The sequence below is a fragment of the Pseudomonas sp. UBA6315 genome, assembly GCF_002438125.1.
Classification (GTDB): domain Bacteria; phylum Pseudomonadota; class Gammaproteobacteria; order Pseudomonadales; family Pseudomonadaceae; genus Aquipseudomonas; species Aquipseudomonas faucium.
On sequence record NZ_DJTF01000157.1, the window covers coordinates 19,922 to 45,340 of the forward strand.

19 protein-coding genes are annotated in these 25,419 nt (G+C 65.0%); 11 read left to right on the forward strand and 8 right to left on the reverse strand.

All coding sequences use genetic code 11. The features are described 5' to 3' along the window. Positions 1-18: 18 nt before the first annotated feature. Positions 19-666, reverse strand: coding sequence for a TetR family transcriptional regulator C-terminal domain-containing protein (locus B3E94_RS18225; protein WP_286914570.1), 648 nt, complete (start codon positions 664-666; stop codon positions 19-21). A gap of 116 nt (positions 667-782) precedes the next feature. Here B3E94_RS18225 and B3E94_RS18230 point away from each other — a divergent pair, with 116 nt between their 5' ends. From B3E94_RS18230 to B3E94_RS18240, 3 genes are all read left to right on the forward strand, one after another. After that, a complete protein-coding gene (locus tag B3E94_RS18230) occupies positions 783-1,529 on the forward strand; it encodes an enoyl-CoA hydratase-related protein (RefSeq protein ID WP_286914572.1) in 747 nt (248 codons plus the stop codon). A 353-nt stretch (positions 1,530-1,882) separates the two neighbouring features. Continuing rightward, complete coding sequence (locus B3E94_RS18235) at positions 1,883-5,353, forward strand: hypothetical protein (RefSeq protein WP_286914573.1); 3,471 nt, start codon at positions 1,883-1,885, stop codon at positions 5,351-5,353. A 54-nt stretch (positions 5,354-5,407) separates the two neighbouring features. Next, positions 5,408-6,928 (forward strand): DUF2235 domain-containing protein, encoded by a 1,521-nt coding sequence (locus tag B3E94_RS18240; RefSeq protein WP_286914574.1) that lies wholly within the window; start codon positions 5,408-5,410, stop codon positions 6,926-6,928. Between the two features lie 5 nt (positions 6,929-6,933). On the opposite strand, the gene B3E94_RS18245 is transcribed toward B3E94_RS18240, so the two are convergent. From B3E94_RS18245 to B3E94_RS18255, 3 genes are all read right to left on the reverse strand, one after another. Then, positions 6,934-7,704, reverse strand: a complete 771-nt coding sequence (locus B3E94_RS18245) for an N-acetylmuramidase domain-containing protein (RefSeq protein WP_286914575.1) — start codon at positions 7,702-7,704, stop codon at positions 6,934-6,936. A gap of 147 nt (positions 7,705-7,851) precedes the next feature. Further along, positions 7,852-9,453, reverse strand: a complete 1,602-nt coding sequence (locus tag B3E94_RS18250) for a GMC family oxidoreductase (RefSeq protein WP_286914577.1) — start codon at positions 9,451-9,453, stop codon at positions 7,852-7,854. A 17-nt stretch (positions 9,454-9,470) separates the two neighbouring features. Further along, complete coding sequence (locus B3E94_RS18255; RefSeq protein ID WP_286914578.1) at positions 9,471-10,361, reverse strand: sugar phosphate isomerase/epimerase family protein; 891 nt, start codon at positions 10,359-10,361, stop codon at positions 9,471-9,473. A 345-nt stretch (positions 10,362-10,706) separates the two neighbouring features. Here B3E94_RS18255 and B3E94_RS18260 point away from each other — a divergent pair, with 345 nt between their 5' ends. Continuing rightward, positions 10,707-11,483 (forward strand): helix-turn-helix domain-containing protein, encoded by a 777-nt coding sequence (locus B3E94_RS18260; RefSeq protein WP_286914579.1) that lies wholly within the window; start codon positions 10,707-10,709, stop codon positions 11,481-11,483. 191 nt (positions 11,484-11,674) lie between these two features. Next, a complete protein-coding gene (gene hisD / locus B3E94_RS18265; protein ID WP_236236050.1) occupies positions 11,675-12,982 on the forward strand; it encodes a histidinol dehydrogenase in 1,308 nt (435 codons plus the stop codon). Positions 12,983-13,042: 60 nt separating this feature from the next. Here the strand turns inward: hisD and B3E94_RS18270 are convergent, their stop codons facing one another. Further along, entirely contained in the window at positions 13,043-14,197 is a 1,155-nt protein-coding gene (locus B3E94_RS18270) for an MFS transporter (protein WP_176516504.1), read from the reverse strand. 145 nt (positions 14,198-14,342) lie between these two features. Further along, the gene (locus B3E94_RS18275) at positions 14,343-15,416 is read right to left on the reverse strand and encodes a LacI family DNA-binding transcriptional regulator (RefSeq protein WP_236236051.1); all 1,074 of its coding nucleotides are present in this window, start codon (positions 15,414-15,416) and stop codon (positions 14,343-14,345) included. 465 nt (positions 15,417-15,881) lie between these two features. On the opposite strand from B3E94_RS18275, the gene B3E94_RS18280 reads away from it, so the two are divergent. The 6 genes from B3E94_RS18280 to B3E94_RS18305 all read left to right on the forward strand — a co-directional run bounded on the left by B3E94_RS18280 (position 15,882) and on the right by B3E94_RS18305 (position 23,498). Further along, entirely contained in the window at positions 15,882-16,541 is a 660-nt protein-coding gene (locus B3E94_RS18280) for a ThuA domain-containing protein (RefSeq protein WP_286914581.1), read from the forward strand. A gap of 56 nt (positions 16,542-16,597) precedes the next feature. Then, complete coding sequence (locus B3E94_RS18285) at positions 16,598-18,385, forward strand: thiamine pyrophosphate-binding protein (protein ID WP_286914582.1); 1,788 nt, start codon at positions 16,598-16,600, stop codon at positions 18,383-18,385. Positions 18,386-18,407: 22 nt separating this feature from the next. Beyond that, a complete protein-coding gene (locus tag B3E94_RS18290) occupies positions 18,408-20,000 on the forward strand; it encodes a GMC oxidoreductase (protein ID WP_286914583.1) in 1,593 nt (530 codons plus the stop codon). A gap of 53 nt (positions 20,001-20,053) precedes the next feature. Further along, positions 20,054-21,301 carry an MFS transporter gene (locus B3E94_RS18295; RefSeq protein ID WP_286914585.1) on the forward strand — a complete coding sequence of 416 codons (1,248 nt, stop codon included), beginning with the start codon at positions 20,054-20,056 and terminating at the stop codon, positions 21,299-21,301. A 235-nt stretch (positions 21,302-21,536) separates the two neighbouring features. Continuing rightward, positions 21,537-22,325, forward strand: coding sequence for a formate/nitrite transporter family protein (locus B3E94_RS18300; protein WP_286914586.1), 789 nt, complete (start codon positions 21,537-21,539; stop codon positions 22,323-22,325). A gap of 219 nt (positions 22,326-22,544) precedes the next feature. Continuing rightward, positions 22,545-23,498, forward strand: coding sequence for a Dyp-type peroxidase (locus tag B3E94_RS18305; RefSeq protein ID WP_286914587.1), 954 nt, complete (start codon positions 22,545-22,547; stop codon positions 23,496-23,498). A 6-nt stretch (positions 23,499-23,504) separates the two neighbouring features. On the opposite strand, the gene B3E94_RS18310 is transcribed toward B3E94_RS18305, so the two are convergent. Then, complete coding sequence (locus B3E94_RS18310) at positions 23,505-24,863, reverse strand: carbohydrate porin (RefSeq protein ID WP_286914588.1); 1,359 nt, start codon at positions 24,861-24,863, stop codon at positions 23,505-23,507. Between the two features lie 104 nt (positions 24,864-24,967). Continuing rightward, positions 24,968-25,419, reverse strand: a 452-nt coding sequence (locus B3E94_RS18315) for an electron transfer flavoprotein subunit alpha/FixB family protein (RefSeq protein ID WP_286914589.1), incomplete at its 5' end; no start/stop codon positions are given.

Consider the following 25,419-nt stretch of genomic DNA (forward strand, 5'->3'; position numbering starts at 1 on the left):
CGACTGCTGAACGGCCGATCAACAGGCCTCTATGGAGGTGGTGAAGCGTTGCCGACCACCGGCCTGCAGGCCATCGACCCAGGCCTCGCAGATCTGCACGCCCTGGGCCGGGGTGAAGGTGCCCGGGTTCAGCCCCGACTCCAGCCACAGGCCGTCGAGCAGCGCGCTGAGGCTGATGGCGGCAAGGTCGGCGTCGAACTGCGCCCAGCCCTCCTCCCGCGCCAGCTCACTGAGCAAGGTGCGCAGCTCGCGGCGGTATTCGCCATAGGAGTGGTCGTGCACCTGGTTGATCGCTTCGGCGGTCTTCACCGCACCCCAGAACGCCAGCCAGGCGTCGAGCAGCTGCGGGTCGAGCAGCTCGGCACTGAACGAGCCGCGGAAGAATGCCGACAGCCGTTCGCGGGCGTTGGGCGCCACCTGGGCCATGGCCTCGCGCAGCAGTTGCATGACCCGCCCGGTGACCGCCATGTAGGCCTCGGCAACCAGCTCGTCCTTGCCCGAATAGTGGTGGCTGATCAGCCCCACCGACACACCGGCCTCGGCGGAGATCTTGCGGATCGAGGCGCCCTGGAAGCCATGGCGCTTAAGGCAAGCCAAAGTGGCCTCGACCAGATTGGCCTTGCGCAGTTCGGGCAGCATGCGGCTGAAGCGGGCTTCCTGGGTCATCTGTCGTCCTCGAGCTCGGCTAGTCCAGTTGAACGACTGTACAGTAAGTCGCGTAAAACGCGATACTCCGGCGACACCTGCTTCAGCATCCACGACAAGAACAACAGAGGCTCCTGATGACCGACCTGATCCAGCACCATCTCGACGAAGGCCTTTTGACCCTGCGCCTGAACCGCCCGGACAAGCTCAATGCCCTGACCAACGCCATGTATACGCGCCTGGCCGAGCTGTTCGAGGCCGCCAACAGCGACCCCGCCGTGGAGGTGATCGTGCTCACCGGCAGCGCCGAGTGCTTCACCGCCGGCAACGACCTGCCGGACTTCCTCGACCAGCCGCCAACCGACCTGCAGAGCCCGGTGTTTCGCATGATGTGGGCGGTGCTGGCCCTGGATAAGCCGCTGATCGCCGCAGTCGCAGGCCCTGCAATCGGCATCGGCACCACCCTGCTGCTGCATTGCGACCAGGTGTTGGTGAGCCGCGACGCCAAGCTGCGCACCCCGTTCGTGCCGTTGGGCGTGTGCCCGGAATTTGGCGCGAGCCTGTTGCTGCCAAGGCTGCTGGGGCACGCGCGGGCAGCGCAGTTGCTGCTGTGCAGCCAGTTGATCGATGGCGAGCAGGCGCTGAACTGGGGGTTGGCCACCGGGTTGTTCGACGATGGCGCTCAGTGCCAGGCTGGGGCCGTGAAGCTGGCGCGCCGCCTGCAGCAACTGCCGGCCGAGGCGCTGCGCATCAGCAAGCGCTTGCTCAAGGATGCGCACCGCGAAGAGCTGGCGGCGACGGTGGCCAAGGAGGGGTTGCTGTTCATCGAGCGGCTCAACAGCGACGAGGCGAAGGCTGCGCTGGCGGCCATGGCCAAGCGCTAGGGGCTTTGAGCAGGTCGCTGCGGCGGGCCTCATCGCCGGCAAGCCGGCTCCCACATAGCTGTCCAACTTATTGGGGCAGCCCACACCTGTGGGAGCCGGCTTGCCGGCGATGAGGCCAGGCCAGGCAACGAAGTGATCTTGCACTGCCCAGTACCGAACATCCGAAAGCAAGCCGATAACTTGCCGCCCCGCCGGGTTTCTCTACAATTCAACTTGCCCAATGGGTATACAAAGTCCAATGCTCGCCGCTCTGCACGTTCGACCCCATCGACGTAGTGCAAGCCCCCGTAGTTCGTGGCTCCTGGATCCGGTCCCGCACCTGTGCAAAGGGCGACCTGATCCGGTGATGCACCATGGACGCAAACAAGGATTCAACAGGCAACTATGCCGTGTGGCTGCCTGGCAGTGCATTGATACTGAGCCTTGTCGTTTCCGCGTTTGCCCTGACCCGCGCGCCCTTCATGGAAACGCGCCCGGAGGGTGCGCAGTTCCAGCCGCAGATGCCGATCGAAGCACGCCTGTGGCAGGACCCTTTCGATGCGCTGGAGCGGTACCGCAAGCGCACCAAGGACTTGAACCTCTCACCCGCGACAGCGCCGTGCACCAGTGCTCAACCCAAGGGTGATGCGCAACTGATCGTGGCCCTGGTGGAAGATGGCGCCTACGCCGAAGCGGTCGAGCTTCGCCGCCGCATGCGCTATGCCATCCTGGCCGGTTTGAAAGGCGCTCGCCTGGTACCCGATGATGAGCAACATATTCGCTGCCTGGCCATTCCTCTGGATGCGCTGAGCCTCCCCGAAACGCAAAGAATGACACTGCAAGAAGTCCGAGCGCCGATCAATGAACCGACGCTGGACGTGCCCTACGAGGACTTCGTCGCCGACCCTCTGGTCCCTGACCCGACCAACGACGAAGAACAGCCACCGACAGCCCGCGTCAGGCTGTTGTGGCTCAAGCAGGATGCGATAAAGGAGGATCCGCTGGGCCAACTGAGCCGTCTCAGAGACACGCTGTCGAGCAGCATGTCGAGCTACACACTGAAGGTCATCGGGCCTGCCGACTCGACGATGCTGCGCAGCCTGTATCAGCGAGAAGCCCAGGCTCGCTACGGGCTCACCGAAAAAGGTGAAGTCGCTGGCTCCACACGAAAACCCGTGGCAGAAATCCCCCCGGGTATCGAAATCTATTCCCCCTTGGCCACGGCCGACAAGAAACTGTTGTTAGGCGACTTCGACACCCGGGGCCAAAAGCCGGACCCTTCGTTCAAAGGCCTGCCACTGATACGCACGGTCAGCGACGACACCACCCTGGCCCGCCTGCTGCTCGAAGAACTGAAGCTGCGCCATGTCGACCCAACGGCCGGGGCCCAGTGCGCCACGCCGCAGGAAGAAAGCCGCTGCTTCCCGGGCGCCGAGTGGCGCAGCGCCAATCGCATCGCGCTGATCTCCGAATGGGACAGCTTCTACAGCCGCGCGCTGATCGAAAGCTTCCGCAACAGGATCGGCGAGCGCCCGGCCTTGCCGCCCCTGGACGCCGCCCGGGTCGACCCCTGGGTGCTGCGCTACAGCTACCTGCGCGGCCTGGACGGGCGGCTGCCGGAAGACAGCATCGCCAAGACCGAGCAGAAACCCGATAAAGACCCCCGCAGCGTCGACCTCAGCCCGCTGGAAAAGTCCGACGGCAACTCCCAGCTCGATTACCTGCGGCGCCTGGCCGACCACATCATGCTGCAGGACGAGGCCTACCGCGACGCAGGCCAAAGCGGCATCGGCGCCATCGGGGTGCTGGGCCTGGACACCTACGACAAGCTGCTGGTGCTGCAGGCGCTCAAGAGCCGCATGCCGAACAAGCTGTATTTTTCCACCGAACTGGATGCGCGCATGCTCCAGCGCGGCCAAGCCCAGGTCACGCGCAACCTGGTGCTGGCATCGCCCTACGGCCTGACCCTGACCCGCGCCCTGCAGCAGGAGATGCCACCGTTTCGCGACAGCCAGCAAAGCGCGGTGTTCGTCGCGGTACTGGCCGCACTGGCCCCCGAACCCTTCGACGCCAAGCGCTGGAAGTTCGATTATTCCAAGGCCGGCATCCTCTCCCCGAGCATCTACGAAGTGGGCATCAGCGGCTTCATACCGCTGGAGAGCAGCCTGACCAAACGGCGCTCCCCCGATTGCGCACCGATCAACAATCGCTCGGGCCAGGGCACCTACATCCGCCCGCAGGACATCATGGCCCTGCGCTGCCTGCAGGACCCTTCGCCGCCTATCTACCCGGAGCCTTCCGAAGCCCTCAAATTCCGCCTGCATGGCATCCAGTCGTTCTTCCTCGCCGGCCCCCTGGCCCTGGTGCTGGTCACCCTTGGCCTGCTGCTGAGTTGGCGCAGCGGCAACCACCGTGAAAGCCGCAAGGGCTTCAGTGTCTGGGTGCCCTCGGCACTCTATGGCGTGGCGGCCCTCACTGCCTGGATCGCCACGCGCACCTGGCGGGTCGAGTTGCTGTGGGTGACCTTCGGCCTGATCCTGATCGGCCTGATCGCCTCGGGCCTGAACCGCCGCGATCTGGACAGAAGCGAGAGCAGCGGCGACCGGCCGCCGGCGCGTGGCTTGTTCGACGCCAGCGCCTGGTACGTGCTGGTACCCCTGGTGTTTTTCGTCCTGGTGCTGCTACGCGCCTACCAGCAACGCGAGGATCTGACCGAAGGCGGCCTGGGCGAGCCGATGTTCCTGTTCGAGGGCATCAGTGCCTGGCCGACCATTGCCCTGCGCGTGCTCGCCGTGATCATTTCGCTTGCCGCCCTGGCCTGGGGCGCACGCAACCTGCGCCTGAACCATCAGGAAATCGAGCGCAAGTACCACTTGAGCAGCCCCAATGGTGATGATCACGCGGTCGGTCTGTGGCGCCAGCTTCAGCCCTTCAAGGATGGCAAGTTACGGCCCATGAAGCAGCTCGCCGAGGCCTTCGGCGGCTGGCTCAATGATGTGTTCCTGCCGCTGTCGCCGCACGCCCCTCGCGACCCCCAGGACGCCGGGCAACTGCTGGCCTACTGGCGTGACCACCGCATCTGCGGCAGCTTCGGCGCCAGGCTGCTGCGGGCGATGCTCACCTCCTGGATCTTCGTGGTACTGACCAGCCTGCTCTATGTGCTATGGCCCATGGATGGCGACCCGATGCGCGGCAACCTGACCCTGCGCCACTGGAGCTGGCTGCCGCCGTTGCTGGCTTTCAACCTGCTGGTGTTCTGGGTAGTGGACGCCAACCGGTTGCTGATCCGCTTCATCCGCCGGCTCAGCGAAGAACAGTGGGAATGGCCGCAAGCGCTGCAACGCGAGCAGAAGGCGCTGTACGGCGATGTCCTCGACCCGGTGCCCAAGGCTGCCCACGCCAGCATCGACGAGTGGTTCGGCCTGACCTTGATCGCCAAGCGCACCGCCGCCGTCAGCCGCCTGATCTACGCCCCGACCGTGGTGCTGCTGATCCTGATCATTTCGCGCAGCAGCTACTTCGACAACTGGCCAACCCCGCCGGGGATGATCATCACCTTCACCCTGACCGGGCTGATCCTGCTGTATTCGGCGCTGTCCCTGCGCCGCGCCGCGGAAAAGGCCAGGACCCTCGGCCTGCAGCGCATCGACCAGTACCTGCTGGAAATCGCCGGCAACGAGACACTGTCGGCCAAGTTCCGCCTGCTGCGCGAACGCATCGTGGCGCTCAACACCGGGGCGTTCTCCCGCTATGCCGACGAGCCGGTGGTGCGCGCCCTGCTGCTGTCGCTCACCGGCATCGGCGGCTCGGCCCTGGTCGATGCGCTGAACTACGCGAAGTTCTGAGTACGCAAGCCAAGCGGGGTCATCACGACGTCAACACCAAAGGAGCACGCGATCATGGCCAACCTAGTGATTTGCTGCGACGGCACCTGGAACACCCCCGAGCAACTCGACAAGGGCGTGCCGGCCCCCACCAACGTGGTCAGGCTGCATAACGCCGTGGCAGACCAGGACGCCACCGGTGTCCACCAGGAAAAGTACTACCACCCAGGCGTCGGCACCTCCGGCAAGTGGTGGGACAAGGCGCTCGGCGGCGGCACAGGCTCGGGGCTGGACGACAACATCAAGAGCGCCTACCAGAAGCTGTGCTACTGCTATGAGCCGGGCATGGACATCTACCTGTTCGGCTTCAGCCGCGGTGCCTACACCGTGCGCAGCCTCAGTGGGCTGATCAACAGCTGCGGCTTGCTGAAAATTGCCGACCTGGAGGCCGCCGAGGTCTGGCAGCGCCTCGACCGGCTGATGAAACTCGGCTACCGGCGCAAGCTGGAAGACCGCGACGACTGGGACAAGCTGGGCTGGGCCTTCCATAACGCCAAGGGCGCCAGCATTGCCCTGCGCTTCATCGGCGTGTGGGATACCGTTGGCGCACTGGGCATCCCCGACGACATGGCATTGCTCAACCTGCTCGACGACCGCAACCGCTACACCTTCCACGACACCGCCTTCCACCGCTCGGTCAGAACCGGCCGGCATGCCCTGGCGATGGATGAACGCCGTGCCTCCTTCCAGCCCACCCTGTGGACCGACGTACCCGCCGGCTGCGATGTGCAGCAGTTGTGGTTCCCTGGTGTGCATTGCGATGTGGGCGGTGGCTATCGGGAAAGCGGGTTGGCCGATGGCGCGCTGCAATGGATGATCGAGCAAGCCGAGCAATGCGGCCTGGCGTTCAACCAGATGACCCTCAAGCAGATTCGCCCGGACTACCACGACATGATGCACGACTCCTGCGACGGCGTTTTCGGCCTGCTGCCGACGCAGCCGCGCAGCATCCCCGACCTCAAGACGCAAACCGCGCAGTTCCATCAAACCGCCCTCGACCGCCAGGACGACCCGCCCATCACCCAGCACCCCTACCGCCAGGCTCGCCTGCTCGCGCCCTCTCCCCCGCTGGTGATCGACATCTCCGCCCGCCTGCCGTGGAATGAAACGGGCCTGTGGCTGGAGGCCGGCCGCACCTACCATCTGCGCGCCACCGGGGAATGGCTGGACAGTTCGGTCAGCTGCGGCCCGGGGGGTACCCACGACGGCAATTTCCAGCCGGCGGAAGTCGCCCACCTGGTGGGCAGCGCGCTCGGCCAGATGGAAACCTGGTACAGCAAGCTGTTCAGGAACAACGACGCCAACTTCAACTTCACCAAGCGCCATGAACAGTTCAACTGGTTCAGCCTGATCGGGGCGATCACCAACGGCGATGGGGTGGACGCCAAAGGCTACCTGATCAAGCCGGAGGTGTTCGAGATCGGCCAAGGCTGTACCTATACGCCCAAGCGCTCGGGGTACCTGTACGCCTATGCCAACGACGCCTGGAACTGCTATGGCAACAACCGCGGGCATGTTGCCTTGTGGGTGACTTGAACGCCCTAGGCGAAGGCTTTGGCCAGCAGGCGCTCGAGGGTGTCCTGGTCCAAAAGGCCGGTTTCGGCGAGGCCTTCTTGCGCCTGGAAGCCGATCAACGCCGAAAAGGTGCGGCGCCCGCGGATGCCATCGATCGGGCCAGGGTCCATGCCCAGGTACTGCAGCGCCGCCTGGGCGGTGCGCAGGCTGAGGTCGGGCAAGGTCACCTGAAACTTGGCATGGGCTGCGGCAAGGCGCGTGTCGTACTCGTTGCGCTTGAATTCCTCGCCGTTGTAGCCGCGGGCAAAGGACACCCAGTTGCCACGCTGCAAGGCGCCGGCCAGGTTGTTGCCCTTGATGAAGTTGGCCATGGCCTGCAGCTGCGCGTTCTCGTCCTTGACCATGCCTGCGACCAGCTTGTCGGTGGAGGTGAACCCGGCCACCTTGAAGTTGAAGCCCATCACCTGCCCAATGCCCCAGGACGCGCTCTGCAGCGCCGCGCTCTTGTCCAGCGCCATGGCCTTTTCCAGCCGTGCGTACTCGGCGGCGCCGCCAAGGTAGCCGCCGGCCTTGGGCTTGCTGATGTCGTCATTGCCGCTGTCGTGGGCGCCCTGGGTCAGGCGGTGAAAGACATGGCGCTCGAAGAGGATCTGCGGGCGCCGGTCGGGCAAAAAGCCAAAGCCGCGTGTCTCTACCGTCAACACCGCCCACACCTGCGAGTCGGGCACGCCCAGCGTGGCGCAGACTTCGTCCATGCCCTCGTCGTTCAATGGATTGCCTTTGCCCTGGAAGTTCATGTCAGCCTCCTGTCGTTCAGCGTCGGAGGTGACACGTGCGCATCCATGTCCTGCGTCTCAAACCTCGCCGGCTGGGGCAAGCCAAACGACTTCCCCAGCTACCAGTCCTTAGTCAAGAGCCAGATGTGAACAATTTCAAAGTTGTGGCTAGACGATTTCGCTATGCCGGTTGCAGCGGATCATATCGGCCAGTTTCTCGCCGATCATGATGCACACCGCGTTGGGGTTGCCCGAAACCAGGGTCGGCATGATCGAGGCATCGGCCACCCGCAGGCGTTCGACGCCGCGCACGCGCAGCTCGGGGCAGACCACCGCCTGCTCGTCAGTGCCCATGCGGCAGGTGCCCGCCGGGTGCAGCGCGGCATGGGCGATCTGCTCGCAGAAACGGGCGATTTCCTCGCGGCTCTGCACCTGCGGCGCCGGCACATGGCGCCGGGCGATGTAGGGCTTGAACACCGGTTGCTGCATGATCTGCTCGGCCACGCGAAAGCCTTCGACCAGGGCATCCAGGTCGTAGGGGTCGGCGAAGTAGTTCGGCACGATTCTCGGCGCCTGGTCCATCGTGTTGCCATCGAGTTCGACATAGCCGCGCGAGCGCGGGCGGATCTGCCCGAAGTTGATGGTGCAACCGTTGCCGCCGGGCACTGTATCCACGCCTTCCTCGATCCCCGCACCGACCACCATGAAGTACTGGATGTCCGGCGTCTGCTCCTCCTGCTGCCCCCACCAGAACGCCCCCGCCTCGATCAGGTTGGAGGCCGCCGGGCCATTGCGGAACAGCCCGTACTGCAGGCCGGCGGCAGCTTTCCAGAGCGGCTTCTTGTACTTGTCGTAGCTGTGCGGGCCGGTCAGCTCATAGACCATCGAGATTTCGATGTGGTCCTGCAGGTTACGGCCTACCCCTGGCAGGTCCATCACCAGCGGTACGCCCTGCGCCTGCAGGTGCTCGGCAGGGCCGATGCCCGAGACCATCAGCAGCTGCGGCGTGGCGATGGCGCCTGCCGACAGGATGATCTCCTTGTTCGCGTACAGCTCGCGGCGCACGCCCTTCTCGGTGTAGACCACGCCCTTGGCGACCTTGCCGTCGAAGAGGACCTGCTCGACCTTGCAACCGGTCCGCACCGACAGGTTGCCGCGCCCACGGGCCGGCCGCACATAGGCCGCCGCCGCGCTGCTGCGCAGGCCATTGCGCGCGGTGATCTGGTAAAGGCCGCAGCCCTCGGGCTTGCCGCTGTTGAAGTCGGCGTTGTATGGCAGGCCCTGCGCCTGGCAGGCCTGCAGCCACACCCGCGACAGCGGATGCACATAGGGCGGGAACGACACCCCCAGCGGGCCGCCGGTGCCATGCACTTCATTATTGAAGGTGTCGTTGTCTTCGGCCTTTTTGAAGTACGCCAGCACCTCGGCATACGACCAGCCCGTGGCGCCCATCGCCGCCCAGCCATCGTAGTCCTCAGGCACGCCGCGGATGTAGATCATCGCGTTCACCGAGCTGCCGCCGCCAAGCACCTTGGCCTGGACCATGGTCGGTGCCTCGCTGCGCGCCTGGGCCTGGGTGGGCTCCCAGCGGTAGCGCTTGAGCAGGCCGCCCTGGGCGGTCTTGTAGTAGGCACCGGGGATATGGATGTATGGGCTCAGGTCACGCGGCCCTTCTTCGAGCAGCACCACCGTGGCCGTGCTGTCTTCACTCAGGCGGCCGGCCAGGGTGCACCCCGTGGAGCCGCCGCCAACCACTATGTAATCGACCATGTTGGTTTCCACCTGGCTTAACCGTTGACCAGTTCGTCGAGCAACCTGTAGTGCTCGCGGGCGATGGCGAAGCTGTCGCCCTGGTGCTGTTTGCGGCAGAACAGCTCGCAGCTCCACCAGCCCTGGTAACCGCTGGCCTTTACCGCCTGGGCCCAGGTTTTAAGGTCGAGCACGCCGGCGCCGATGGGCACATCGCGCAGCACCTCTTCATCGGGGATGCCGCCATCGAACGGCAGCGAGTCGCACACATGCACGCCGTAGAGGTAGTCCTTGTGCAGCCGCGCGATGTCGTCCGGGGTATCGCCGCTGGTGTGGCAATGCCAGAAGTCGATCACCATCTTCAGGTTGGCGCGCTCGGCCCGGTCGATCAGCTCGGCCTGCCGGGCGACGCCGGCCATGGGCGTCCAGGCCAGGGCCTCGAGGTAGAGGGTGAGGTCGAACTGCGCCGCAAGGTCTGCCAGAGCCTGCAGGTTGCTGGCGGTGGTGCGCATCTGCGCGTGCAGGTCCTGCGCCAGCAGGCCGGCGTAGTGCCGGGGCGCACGGCCCTGGCGGTGGTCGATCACCGCTTGCACGTCGAGCGGGCCGGTCAGTACCTGCACGCCCTTGGCCCCGGCTGCAGCGGCCAGGGCAAACAGCTGCCGGGCTTCGGCCATCAACGCCGGGTACAGCGCAGCGCTGCGCTCGATGTCGCGCAGGTAGCCGACACCGGGTAGGGACAGGCCGCCCAGCAGCGTGCGCAGGTCTTGCTGGGTGTGGCCTGCGTCGAGGTACTGCTGCACTTTCGCTGCCGACACTTCCAGCGCCGCAAAGCCGGCGGCCCTGGCGAGGCTCACATCCAGCGCCAGCGTGCCGTGGCGCGCCACGGTGCAGTGAAAGGCCAATTCATTTACAGACTGTGTACTGGGCATCGCACCCTCCCGGACTGTGGTGGGCCGAGTATCGGGGCGTGCCTGCGGGCGCTCAATTTCGCAAGGCTGCAGCAGATGACGCACAGTGACGCATGATTTGCCTGTAGGAGCCGGCTTGCCGGCGATGGGGCCCGAGCAGGCGGTGCAAAGGCTGCAGTATTTTTGCCTGCCCCGGCCTCATCGCCGGCAAGCCGGCTCCCACAGGGATCGTGCATTGCTTGCGGGTTTGCAAGGCCCTGGGCGCTGCCTTGCCGCCCCCAGAAAATGCCCATAGACTGCCGCACCGCCGAAAATCACTGAACAGATGCCATGCACAACCAAGAGAATTTTCAAGAAAACCTGAAAATGCTATGCGAGCAGGTTGGCACCGTTTCCGAGCTGTGCCGGCGGGTTGGCATCAATCGCCAGCAGTTCAACAAATACCTGGCCGGCACCCACCAGCCGTCGAAATCCAACCTGCGCGCCATCGCCGGTTTCTTCGGGCTGAGCAGCGACGTGCTCTACACCAGCCCCAACGATTTTCGTTCGATGATCGAGGGCGGCCACTTCCACCTGTTCAGAAGCCTGGTGCAGTCGCCGAAGATGCTGCAGTTCATCAACGAGCGGGTGCTGGAGAGCGATGCCGACCTGGGCGACTTCACCGGCGTCTACGAGCGCTACCACTACTCCTCGATCTACAAGGGCAAGGTGGTCAGGTCGGTGTTCTGCCTCTACGAGAAGGACGGCATGCTCATGCACTACTACCTGGAGCGCTTCCCCAACCAGGATGGCAGCGGCAAGATCGACTACCACTTCAAGTACCACGGCCTGAGCTTCATCATCGCCAATCGCATCTTCTGCATCGACTTCGAAACCATCCAGCGCAACGAGATGACCTTCACCAACCTGGCCGCGGTCAGCCGCAACAGCAAGAAGTACATCTTCGGCGTGTCCAGCGGCATCGCCGCCACCATGGTGCGCCAGCCGGTGGCGGCCAAGGTGGCGATGAACTTCGTCGGCAAGGGGCTGATCAACAAGGCCCATATCAAGCGGGCCACGGTGCTGTCGCCGAACGACCCCTCGATCCCCAAGGAAGTGGTGGACTACCTGGGCTCAGGCACGGCCTCGATCGACCCGGTGTGAGCTGCCGGCAAATCGAAAGCGGCCTGGGTGCGGCTTTTTTTGCGTCAGGCAAAAGCCAAATGTGCGTCACTTTGCGTCATCCGTCGCACGGGTGAGAAATTGTTCGGCCCTCCCCTCGCCTGTAGGTTTTCCCCCAGCACAGTGCTGCTGACAAACCCTATGAAACGTATGCGCCCGACCGAGGTGATGGCATGGCTGAGTGGATCAAGAAAGCGAAACCTACCGAACAACAGGTAGCTCGCAACGAGCAAGTCAAACACGATGTTTCCCGCATCCTGCTGGACATCGAACAGCGCGGCGATGCCGCGGTGCGTGAGCTGTCCGTGCGCTTCGATGGCTGGGAGCGCACCGACTACCGGCTGAGCGAGGCCGAAATCAAAGCCTGCGTGGCGCGCCTGAGCGAGCGCGAATACGACGACATCCTGTTCGCCCAGGCCCAGGTGCGGCGCTTTGCCGATGCCCAGCGCCAATCGATGCTGAACGTGGAAATCGAAAGCATCCCCGGGGTCATCCTCGGCCACCGGCATATCCCGGTGAATGCCGCCGGCTGCTATGTGCCGGGTGGCAAGTACCCGCTGCTGGCGTCGGCGCACATGTCGATCGTCACCGCCAAATCCGCAGGCGTCAAAAACATCACCACCGCCGCCCCGCCCTTCCAGGGCAAGCCTGCGCCCTACATCGTCGCGGCCCAGGCCCTCGGCGGCGCCGATGCGATCTACAGCCTGGGCGGTATCCAGGCGGTGGCGGCCATGGCCATCGGCACCGAATCGATCAGCCCGGTGGACATCATCGTCGGCCCGGGCAACGCCTATGTGGCCGAAGCCAAGCGCCAGCTGTTCGGCCGCGTCGGCATCGACCTGTTCGCCGGCCCCACCGAAACCCTACTGATCACCGACGACTCGGTGGACGGCGAGCTGTGCGCCACCGACCTGCTGGGCCAGGCCGAGCACGGCGTGGACTCCCCGGCGGTGATGCTGACCACCTCCCGCGCGCTGGCCCTGGACACCCTCAAGGAAATCGAACGCCTGCTGGTCAAGCTGCCGACCGAGAAGATCGCCCGCGAGGCCTGGGACAACTTCGGCGAAATCATCCTCTGCGAGGACTACCAGGAGATGGTCCGCCTCTCGGACGAATACGCCTCCGAGCACGTGCAGATCATGACCCACGACGACGACTACTTCATGCAGCAGCTGAGCAACTACGGCGCGCTGTTCGTCGGCGCGCGCACCAACGTGTCCTATGGCGACAAGGTGATCGGCACCAACCACACCCTGCCGACCAACAAGGCGGCGCGCTACACCGGTGGCCTGTGGGTGGGCAAGTACATCAAGACCTGCACCTACCAGCGCATCCTCACCGACCAAGCCTCTGCGCAGATCGGCGAGTACTGCTCGCGCCTGTGCCTGATGGAAGGCTTCGTCGGCCACGCCGAACAGGCCAACATCCGCGTGCGCCGTTACGGCAACAAGCACGTCGGCTTCGGCGAACCGGCGTTCTGACCCGGCCATGAAAAAAGCCGGCACCTGTGAAGGTGCCGGCTTTTTTCATGGCGGTGTGGTTCAGCTGCCGCGCACGACCGTGGCCGCGCTGGCCATGATGAACAGCAGCAATGCACCGGTCAGCAGCAAGGCGATGCTCAACGTCGACAGGTGCGCCACGAAACCGATGATCGCCGGCCCCATCAGGATCCCCAGGTAGCCGATCGCATTGACCGTCGACAGCGCCTGCGCCACCGGCATCACGCGCTGTTTGCCCACCGCCGAGCAGAACACCGGCACCAGGTTGGCAGCGCCTGCGCCAACCAGAACGAAACCGGCCAGGGTCACCCACTGGCTGTCCACCAGCACCGCAACCAGCATGCCGAACAGGGCCAGGGCGCTACCGCCGAGCAGCACCACGCGCTCGCCCAGGCGCGGCACCACCCAGTCGCCGCTGAGCCTGCCGATGGCCATGGTCACCGAGAACAGCGCGTAGCCGATGCCGGCTTGGCTGATATCGACGCCACGCACGGTGGTCAGGAACACCGCGCTCCAGTCCAGCATCGAGCCTTCGACCAGAAAGGCGATCAGGCACAACACCCCCACCAGCAGCACGAACCGGCTCGGCCGGGTGAACATCGGCGCGCCCGCGCCTTCGCCATACGCCAGCATCTGCCGGCCAAGGGCGAGCAGCAGCAACAGCACCAACGCAACCAGCACCGCCACAGCAGGCAACGGCGAAAAGCCAACGCCCAGCAACACCGATATCAACAAGGCGCTGACGATGGTGCCGACGCTGAACAGGCCGTGAAACCCGGACATCATCGTGCGCCCCAGGCCCCGCTCGACCATCGAGCCCTGCAGGTTCATGGTCACATCGGCAGTGCCCACGCAGGCGCCGAAGCCCAGCAGAAAGATCACCAGCGCCGAAAACTGCGACACCACCGCCAGCGCCAGTAGGCAGGCCATCGCCCCGCAGACGGCGGCCACCATCGCGGCGCGGCAGCCCACCTTGCTCACCAGCCGGGCCACGAACGGCATCATCAGCATCGAGCCGCTGCCCAGGCACAGCAACAGCAGGCCCAGCTGGCCGTCGCCGATCCCGGCGCGCTCGCGGGCGTAGGGCACCAGCGGTGCCCAGGCGCCCATGGCGACGCCAGACAGCAAAAAGGCGGCGCGACAGGCCGCCAGGTTCTTACGCGTGATCGCGAACGGTCGGTTGCTCAAGTCATTCATCAGGTATTCAGCCATTAACAAAAAGCCCATCCGAAGATGGGCAACTTGCGGTGAGAAAAGATTCAACAACAAGCAGGATACGTTCAGCGCTCAAGGGCGCTCAATTTCTCACCGCTTATAAAACTGACGCAGCGTGACGCAGCCGTCAGGCCGCCGGGGCCGCCGTTGAACCACGCACCACCAGGCTGGTTTCGAAAATCTTCACCCGCGGTGCCAGCGGCTCGCCGGCTTCGAGCTCTTCGAGCAGCAGCCGCGCGGCCCACTCGCCCTTGCCGATCAGCGACTGGCGAATGGTGGTGAGGTCGCGCAGGCCGGCTTCGGGGATATCGTCGAAGCCGATCACCGACAGCTGCGCCGGGACCGCCACGCCTTGTTCACGGGCCTGGGACAGCGTGGCCAGGGCCATGACATCGGAGCTGGCGATGATCGCGCTGACGGCGCCGTCGCGCAGCAGGGTCGCCGCCGCTTCCCGGCCCAGCGCATCGCTGAAGCCACCCGCCTCGACGATCAGCAAATCCTCGAAGCCGATGCCATGGGCCTGGGCGGCATCGATGTAGGCAGCCAAGCGCTCACGGGCGATCATTTCCGTCGATGCCTTGAAGCGGGCCTTGCTCACCGGGCCCTTCTGGCCGTCCGGCAGCAGGCGCTCGACCAGCACGCCGATGCGGCGATGGCCGAGGCCGACGATGTGTTCCAGCTGGTCGATCGCCGCCTGGCGGTCGTCGATGCCGACGTAGTGCACGCCGTCAAGGCGTGGCGAGTCGATGATCACCGCCGGCAGCGTGCGCTTGGCGATGAACTGCACGATTGGGTGATCGTCCGGCAAGGTCGAGACGATCAGCCCATCGACCAGGCCGCGCACCGCCAGGTTGGCGTCGCCCGCACCTTCGCCTTCGAGCTTCTTGCTGCGCATGGGGAACAGGGTCAGGGCGACGTTGGCCAGCTCGTTGACCTTGGCGATGCCCTTGAGCAGCGACATCGCCCAGGGGTCGTCGAAGGCATACGACAGCTGGTCCATCACCGCCAGGCCGATGGCCCCGACCCTGCCCGAGCGCAGGCTGCGCCCACGCACGTTGGGCCCGGGGTAACCCAGCTGCGCGGCCACCGCCAGGATGTGCTCGCGCTGGCTCGCCGAGACCTTGCTCGAGCCACTGTAGGCATAGGAAACCGCCGGCTGGGACACCCCTGCGGCCTTGGCCACGTCCTTCATCGAAACCATCTGAACCCTGTCCTTTTTCTTGCTTGCCACAGCGGCGCGCCTTGCTGCGCCGCCACCGCGAAAGGCGCCCAGCATACCGGCTCCACCGCGCTTCAGCGAGCCACACAGCCGTGCCACGCCGCCTGGCCATTTGTCTGCCAGGGGTATTGACAAGGGCAATGCGCGTGTTAATTTGTGCCTCAGGTTATACGTATAACCAATCACCATCGCCCAACAAGAAAAGAGGCCCGATCATGTCAGGCGCCCATCAGCCGAAGCCTTGCGCCCGGCACCTTCATCCCCCACCCAAGCAACCCTGAATCACCCCGTTTCACGCCAACCGCACAGTGACTGCGGGGCTCGCCTGCAGCCTGAAAAAAGTTCCAGCCAGAACGTTCAGGCGCAGTTGAAACATCGGCAGGCCAACCCTCGAAGTTGCTTCGAGCGCTGCCTGCCGCCTGAAAAACAGCAAGTGGAGAAATAACCGTGACCCGTGTTCTTTACCTGTACGGCGGCTGGCCAGGCCACGCCCCCTACGAAATCGCCGGTTGGGCGCGCGAGCTGTTCAAGGAGCTGGACTTCGACGTCGAGGAATCGACCGATATCTTCACCCTGGACCGCGACCTCAAGGGCTACGACCTGATCGTGATCGGCTGGAACAACGCCGTCACCACCGAAACCCTCACCGCCGCCCAGGAGCGGCACCTGTCCGAGGCCATCGAAAGCGGCGTCGGCCTGGTCGGCTGGCATGGCGCCGGCGCGGCCTTTCGCGCCAGCCTCAAGTACCACTTCATCCTTGGCGGCTCGTTCCTCGAACACCCGGCCGGCGAAGGCTACCCGCACCCCTACCAGGTCAACCTGATCGACCGCGGGCACCCGGTGACCGAGGGCGTCGAGGACTTCGAAGTACGTTCCGAGCAGTACTACATGCAGGTCGACCCCAACCTGCACGTGCTCGCCGAAACCACCTTCGACGGCAACCCCATGCCCTGGCTCAAGGGCCACCGCAGCCCGGTGGCCTGGGTGCGCAACTGGGGCCAGGGCCGGGTCTTCTACCACTCCATCGGCCACGACACCGGCAACCTTGCCGACCCCAACATCCGCCGCCTGACCAAACAGGGCCTGCGCTGGGCCGCACGCCACTAGATACCTGACCGCTCGCCCCAGGGCGCTGATAAACCGACAACAAGGAGCGCATTAACATGGCAAAACTCACAGGCAGCCAGGTGGTTGCCCAGACCCTCAAGAACTATGGCGTGGAATATGTGGCCGGGATTCCGGGCCACGGCATCTGGACCTTGATGGACGCCTTCATGGAAGAGGAGTCCAAACTCAAGTTCATCCAGGTGTTCCATGAACAGAGCGCCGTGCACCTGGCCGACGGCTACTACCGCGTCGCCGGCAAGCCGATGGCCGCCGTCACCTCGATCGGCGCCGGCGCCAGCAACACGGTGATCGGCATGGCCACCGCCTACACCGACTCCACCAGCTGCATGCTGATCACCGGCGGCCCGCCCACCCACATGCGGGGCCATGGCCTGCTGCAGGAGCTGGAGCGCTACACCGACAACGATTTCCCGAAAATCGCCGAAGCGGTGTCCAAGCGCCACTGGGTCGCCACCCGTACCGAAGAAATGCCGTTCATCATGCACCGCGCCTTCAGCTCGATGCTGACCGGCCGCCCGGGGCCGGTGCACATCGAGATCCCGATGGACGTCCAGGCCGAAGCGGCAGAAGTCACCCTGCACGACCTGCACGAGCGCATCCCGGTCGGCAAGGTGTACCCCGACCCTCAGGCCATCGCCCGTGCCGCCGAGGTGCTGCGCGAAGCCCGGCGGCCGATGATCGTCATCGGCGGCGGGGTGATCACCGCCGAAGCCTCGGCCCAAGTGCTGGCCCTGGCCGAGCACTGGAAAATCCCGGTGGTCACCACCTGGAACGGCAAGGGCGGCTTCCCCGAAGACCACCCGCTGTTCTCCGGCAGCGTCGGCCAGACCGGCACCCTGTGCGGCAACCACATGGCCTCCAATGCCGACGTCATCCTCGCCGTGGGCTGCCGCTTCACCGACTGGTCGTCGTCCAGCTATGCCCAAGGCGTGACCTTCTCGATTCCGCCGGGGCGCCTGATCCATATCGACATCGACCCGCACGAGATCGGCAAGAACTACCCGGTGGCAGTCGGCATCGTGGCCGACGCCAAGTACGCCCTCGCCCACCTGGTCCAGGCCCTGCAAGACAGCAGCGTGGACCGCCACGACTACCTGGCGGACCTCAAGCACCACCAGGACCTGTGGGAAGCCAAGCTGGCCGGCCGGCGCGACTCCGAGCGTTTCCCGTTCACCTCCCAGCGCCCGCTCGGTGCCCTGCGCAAGATCTTCCCGCGCGACACCATCGTCGTGGTCGGCTCGGGCAACGCCCAGGGCGCGGTCAAGCAGACCTTCCCGGTCTACACGCCACGCACCCACCTGACCTCCGGCGGCTTCTCGTCCATGGGCTGGGCCGTGCCGGCCGCCATCGGCGCCAAGCTGGCCGCGCCGAACCAGCCGGTGGTGTGCATCCTCGGTGACGGCGACTTCCTGATGAACCCGCAGGAAATCGCGGTGTGCGTGACCAACAACATCCCCGTGGTGTTCCTGATCCAGAACAACGCCGGCTACATGTCGATCCGCGGTGGCCAGCGCAAGCAGACCAGCCGCCACCTGGGCAGCGAGTTCAACCTGCCCAACGGCGAGCCCTATTCGCCGGACTACGCAGCGCTCGGCAAGTCGTTCGGCATCCAGTCCTACTGCGTGCAGAGCAACGAGGAGCTCGAACCCATCCTGCAGAAGGCCCTGGAGGCCAACGCCCCGGTACTGATCGAGGTGCCGACCGACCGCGACGCCGCAGGGCCGTGGGTGCCGGGCTGGTGGGACTTCCCGGTGCCGGAGTACATCACCGACGAGCGCCAGGACGAGTACTGGGCACTGCGCAACAAAGAACAACACCTGTAACCACCGCGAAGGCCTGCAAGCGATGAGTAACCAAGCCAACACTCATTCAGCGCACGCCCTGTCGCAAGGAGCGCCGGTTCGCCGGCGCGCCACCTCGACAGTCGAGCCTGATGAAAACGCCACCCTGACCTGCGACGTGCTGATCATAGGATCGGGCATGGGCGGGTCGACCTTCGCCCATGCCCTGGTCGCCAAGGGGCTTGACGTACTGATTGTCGAACGCGGCGATTTCCTGCCCCGCGAGACCGAGAACTGGAGCCCCGAGGCGGTGTTCGGCCAGGGCCGCTACCGCAATGCCGAACCCTGGCTGGACCGCCACAACCAGCCGTTCAGCCCCGGCGTGTTCTATTACGTGGGCGGCAACACCAAGTTCTATGGCGCCATGCTGCCGCGCTTTCGCGAGGTGGACTTCGCCGCCGTGCAGCACGCCGAGGGCATCGCCCCGGCCTGGCCGATCAGCTACGCCGAACTGGAGCCGTTCTACTGCCAGGCCGAGGCGCTGTACAAGGTGCATGGCAATGCCGGGCAAGACCCGACCGACCCCTGGCGCTCCCAGCCCTACCCGTGGCCCGGCCTGCAGCACGACGCCGCGCTGCTGCCCTTGGAGGCGGCGATGAGGCGCGCCGGCCTGTCACCTTTCGTAATGCCCGCCGCGGTGGATTACGGCACCGACCGCGCCTGCGTGCTGTGCGCCACCTGCGACGGCTACCCGTGCCTGCTGGATGCCAAGGGCGATGCCGAGGTGTCGGCCCTGCGCCCGGCGCTGCAAGGCGGTGCAAGGCTGCTGGTTGGCACGAAGGTTGATACATTGCACACCTCGAGCGACGGCACCCGGGTCACCGAGGCGCACGCCACGAAAAACGGCAAGCCGGTCAGGATCATCGCCCAGCGCATCGCCCTCGCCTGCGGCGCGGTCAACAGCGCCGCCCTGCTGCTGCGCTCGCGCAACCCCCATCACCCCAATGGACTGGGCAACCGCTCGGACCAGTTGGGACGAAACTACATGGTGCACAACAGTACCTTCATGCTTGCTGTGGACCCGCGCCGGCGCAACCCGGTGAAGTTCCAGAAGACCCTGGCGATCAACGACTGGTACTCGGCAGGTGCCGGCAATCGCTTCCCGCTGGGCAACGTGCAGATGCTCGGCAAGATCCGCGAGCCGATGATCAGCCCGATGCGCCCGTGGCTGCCGAAAATCGTCTCGCGCTACATCACCGGGCACAGCGTGGACCTGTACCTGACCTCCGAAGACATCCCCACCCGCGACAACCGCATCGAATACGACGCCGAGCGCGATGCCATCAAGGTGCACTGGACCCCCAACAACCTCAGTGCCCACCAGCGCCTGGTCGAACGCACAACCGCGCTGATGAAGCAGGCCGGCTACCCGCTGGTGCTGACCGAGCGCATGGGCATCGCCACCAACTCGCACCAATGCGGCACCGCGGTGATGGGCCACGACCCGGCCAGCAGCGTGGTGGATGCCCACTGCAAGATGCATGACCTGGACAACGTGTGGATCGTCGACAGCTCGTCGTTCCCCTCCTCGGCCGCGGTCAACCCAGCCCTGACCATCGCTGCCAACGCCTTGCGCGTCGCCGCCCACTTCCACTGACCCGGCATCCCCATGGGGATGCCGCCCTTGCGCTGACAGGAATTTGTTAAAACATGAACAACATCGACAATAGCCTCGTCACTCCACGGATCCGCAGAGCCAGAATCGCCACCTTCGCGGGTTTCATGATGATCGGCGCCATGCTGTACATCTGGTCCACCGGCGTTTCCGCCTTCCGCCACCACATGGGCCTGAGCGGCGACCTGGGCGATGCCAACTTCGGCATGATCGCCTTCGGCATCGGCGTGGGCAGCGCTGCCGGCTCGTTTCTGGTGGGCCTGTTCCTCGACCGCTTTGGTGCCAAGCGGGTGATCCTCGCCACCGCCATCGCCTACCCGCTGTCGATCATCCCCCTGGGCTTTACTACCGACTTCAACTTCGCGCTGTGCTTCGGCGTGCTGCTGGGGTTGCTGCGCGGGGCCACCGACACGGCCTTCAACACCCACGGGGTGCAGGTCGAGCGCTTCTACCAGCGCTCGATCATGACCTCCTTCCACGCCGCCTACGCGCTGGGCGGTTTCCTGCTGGGCATGGTCGGCAGCCTGTTCGCCGCCAGCTACAGCGAAAGCGCCACCGTGCCTTTCGCAGTGCTGGGCGGCCTGGCCGTGATCGTCGGCATCGCGGTCGGTTACTTCATGCTGGAAAAGCATGAAGTGGTGGAACACAGCCAGGCCGAACGGCAGGCATCGGCCAGTGGCCGCTCGTCCAGCGCGGTGGTGCTGCTGATGATCGGCTTCGGCGTGCTGTTGCTGGGCAGCATGGTCGGCGAAGGCACGGTGGCCGACTGGGGCCAGGAGTACGGGCGCCGGGTGCTGGGCAGCAGCGCGGCGAATGCCGGCTTTGCCGTGTCGGTGTTCACGGGGGCTGAGTTCTTCGCCCGCCTGGTCGGTGACCGCTTCGCCGCGTGGGTGGGGCCTGCGCGCATGGTGTTCATCAGCGCATGCCTGGCCATCACCGGCCTGGCCATCACCGTGCTGTTCCAGACCCAGGCAGCGGGCATCGTCGGCTTCGCCCTGTTCGGCCTCGGCCTTGCCTGCGTGGCGCCGCTGATGCTCTCCAGCGCCGGGCGCAAGGACCCGGCCAATGCCGGGCGCAACATCGGCATCGTCAACTGCATCGGCTACTCGGGCATGTTGCTGGGCCCGGCGGCGATCGCCTACGTGGTCAGCACCTTCGGCATCGACATGCTGCTGTACTTCCCGATGCTGCTGCTCGTGCCGCTGGCCATCTTCGGCCCGGCGCTGATGCGCCAGCCGCGCGCGCCGAAGCCTTCAGCAGCAACCGCGACGCAGATGACCTAACGGCGAAATCACCGCAGCCTGCAAGGCTTCCCGCACTGGCCTGATACGCTTTTCGGGAAGCCTGCTGAAATAGTGCGTCTCGCTTGATAAAAGCATCTTCATAGACGTCATCTATCAGATCATCCAGCCTATCGATTTGACTGCGTCAAATTGCCTCATTAACGTGCCGCCCCTTCTTGAAGTTGCCTTGCCCCTCCCACGGCGTTGCCGCCGTCCTTGCGTTAGAGTTGTCGAGATGTCCGTAAATACCCCCTCCCGCATCACCGAGCTGGCCATCGAAGCCGGCAGCAAAAAAGCCCACCTGCCCATCCGCGCCACCTTGATCCTCGGCTTTCTGGCCGGGGCGTTCATTTCGCTGGGCTTTCTCCTGGCCATCCACGTCAGCACCATGATCCCGACGCAGTGGGCCTCGTTTGGCACGTTGCTGGGGGCGGCGGTGTTTCCCATCGGCCTGATCCTGGTGATCCTGGCCGGCGGCGAGCTGCTCACCGGCAACATGATGAGCCTGCCGCTGGCGATGTTCGCCGGGCGTATCCGGCCCTGGGCGGTGGCGCGCAACTGGGCCTGGGTGACGCTGGCCAACCTGCTCGGTGCGCTGTTCGTCGCCTACTTTTTCGGCCACCTGCTCGGGCTGACCGAAGGGCCGTACCTGGGCAAGACCCTGGCGGGCGCCACCAGCAAGGTCAACGCCAGCTTCCTGCAGGCGTTCGTGTCCGGCATCGGCTGCAACTGGCTGGTGTGCCTGGCGGTGTGGCTGTCGTATGCCAGCCGGGAAATGAGCGGCAAGATCCTCGGCATCTGGTTCCCGATCATGGCCTTCGTCGCCATTGGTTTTCAGCACGTGGTGGCGAACATGTTCCTGATCCCGGCGGCGATCTTTGCCGGGTACCTGAGTGTGGGGCAGCTGCTTGAGAACCTGTCGGCGGTGTTTCTGGGGAATGCGGTCGGTGGGGCGATTTTCGTGGGGTTGGCGTATTACGCCTCGTATGGTGCTGCGCCGGCGGAGCAAAGCACCGCTCGATGATTGCATGGCCAGGGCTGCGCCCTGGTTCGCGGGGCAAGCCCGCTCCCACAGATACCGCTTACCTCGCAGGCTGGTGCATTACCTGTGGGAGCGGGCTTGCCCCGCGAAAGGGCCCGTTCTGACAGCGCAGGTGTGCCCTTTGGCTTGCATAAAGCTGACAACCTGAGGATTCGTTCCTAATCTCCAAGGCTGACACCGCATCGCAACCAAGGAGCCAACGTGACCTCCATAACGCCCCAGGCTGTCGAAGCCCAACTCACGTCTGCCGCCATCTTCCTGGTGGTCTCGATCAACCCCGAAACGCCCTGCGAAACCACCGTGCGCGGGGTGTGTGGCGACCTTTCCTCCCTCGTGCGCGGCGTGGGTTTTCGCACCCCCGATGGCGGGCTGTCGTGCGTCATGGGCGTGGGCTCGCAAGCCTGGGACCGCCTGTTCGGCGCCCCGCGGCCGCAAGCGCTGCATCCTTTTCGCGAAATCAGCGGCGTGCACCATGCGCCGGCAACGCCTGGCGATTTGCTCTTCCACATCCGCGCCACACGCCTGGACCTGTGCTTCGAACTGGCCACCCACATCATGGCCCGCCTGCGCGACGCCGTGACCGTGGTCGACTCGGTGCAGGGCTTCAAGTTCTACGATAACCGCGACCTGCTGGGCTTCGTCGACGGCACCGAAAACCCCGTGGCCAAAGCCGCAACCCAAGCCACCCTGGTTGGCGACGAAGACCCCGCCTTCAAGGGCGGCAGTTATGTGATCGTGCAGAAGTACCTGCACGATATGGACAAGTGGAATGCGATCCCCGTCGAACAGCAGGAAAAGATCATCGGCCGGAAAAAGCTCTCCGACATCGAGCTGACCGACGACGAAAAGCCCAGCTACGCCCACAACGCCCTGACCAGCATCGAAGAAAACGGCGAAGACCTGGAAATCCTGCGCGACAACATGCCGTTCGGTGACGTTGGCAAAGGCGAGTTCGGTACCTACTTCATCGGCTACGCGCGCTCGCCTGCGCGCACCGAGCGCATGCTGCAAAACATGTTCGTGGGCAACCCGCCAGGCAACTACGACCGTTTGCTGGATGTCAGCCGCGCGGTCACGGGCAGCCTGTTTTTCGTGCCCACCACCACCTTCCTCGATGCGGTGACCGCCGAAGCTGACGCCGCACCCGGCCACTGAGCCTCACTAGAAGCTGCTCTGCACCTTCACCCCCAGCACCCATGCATCCTCCACCTGGCTGACCCCGCCCGGATCGCGCACATACTGCAGGTTCGGGCGGATCACCAGCCAGCGGGTGGCGTGGATGCCGTAGTACAGCTCGGCGTCGTATTCGTTGCCCTGCAGGGGTTGATAGCCGGGGTTGTCGTAGTCGCTCTGCTGGTTGGCCGCGTTGACCAGGCGCTGGTTGTCGCGGTAGCGCGAGTTGGTATGGATGCGCGCCACGCCAAAGCCGATATCGTCCTGCGGGCGGGCGTCGAACAAACCCTTGTAGGTGAGCCCGGCCTGGATGAAGTGCCCGACCTGGCTGGTTTCCCGGTCCGGCACGGTGACGTTGGCGAACAGCGACAGGCCACGCTGCGGGTCGCCAGCATGGGCTGTCACCTGCTGCTGGGCAACCAACCAGTAACCATACTTGCTGTCGCGGCTGCGCAGCGGGCTGTTCACATCGCCCGGGGTTTCGCGGCTGTGCACGTCGTCGGCGTCGGCGCTGCTGTAGTAGGCGCCCACCCGGTACTCGCCCGGCAACTGCCTGAAGGTGGGTTGCCAGACCAGCTCCACAGGCAGGATCACGCCCTTGCCGCCACTGAAGTTGAGCTTGAAGCCATTGCCGGTTTCCAGCAGCGACGGGTTGTGCTCGAACACCCCGACCTGGGCGAACAGCTGCGGCGTCAGCTGGTACTTGACCCGCGCGCCCCACTGCGCGATCGGCCAGTTGTACCAGGTGTTGGCGCCGGCCCAGTTGCCCATCTGCGAGCCGCACAGGGCCAGGTTCTGGAAATCGCAGGGGAAGCTGTTGAAGTCCTCGCCTTCACCGAAGCGGCCGAACTTGAGGTCGAGCTTGCGCGCCAGGAACGACTTGCTGATCCACATCTGGGTCAACCGCCAGGTCTGCCCTCGCCCCCAGACTTCCTGGTTGGACGAGTACATCGGCGCGCGCGGGTCGCTGATGCGGTCATTGGAGATATTGCGGCCTTCGCGCTCGGTGATGGCCAGCTTGAAGGTGGCGTCTTCCCAGCCCAAAATCTTCTGCAGGTCGAGCTTGGCGCCGAGGGTGAACTGGCCGCTCCAGCGCGCGGTGTGGTCCTGGTCGTAACCGCCATGGGCGTTGTAGCCCAGCTCGCCGACGTAATCGAGGGTGAGGTCGTAGCCCTGCTCCAGCAGTTCGTTGCGAACGCCGCCCCAGTCACCGGTCATGCCCGCTGCGTTCGGGTCGAACACCCCCGCCGCCTGGGCAGCCTGGCTCCCCGCCAGGGCCAGGCTGGTCAACGCAATGCCTTTGAGCCAGGTGCAGCGGTACCCGCCGCGCAAATCAGCGTGTTTCATGGTGTGTGGCCTCTTGTTGTTATTGTGTGGGTTGCCCCATCGCAGGCTTTGAAATTGGTCCTATCCCTGTGGGAGCCGGCTTGCCGGCGATGGGGCCAGTTGCGTCAAAGCAGCTCTTGCAACTGCGGCACAGCCTCGAACAGATCACCCACCAGCCCGTAATCCGCGACCTGGAAGATCGGCGCCTCTTCATCCTTGTTGATCGCAACGATCACCTTGGAGTCCTTCATGCCGGCCAGGTGCTGGATCGCACCGGAGATACCGACGGCGATGTACAGCTGTGGCGCAACGATCTTGCCGGTCTGGCCGACCTGCATGTCGTTGGGCACGAAGCCTGCGTCGACCGCGGCGCGCGAGGCACCCACGGCAGCGCCGAGCTTGTCGGCCAGGCTGTACAGGTGCTTGAAGTTGTCACCGTTGCCCATGCCACGGCCGCCGGAAACGACGATCTTGGCAGCAGTCAGCTCAGGGCGGTCGGACTTGGCCAGCTCTTCGCCGACGAAGGCGGAGATACCGGTGTTGTGCGCGGCAGCAACCGCTTCGACGGCAGCGGAGC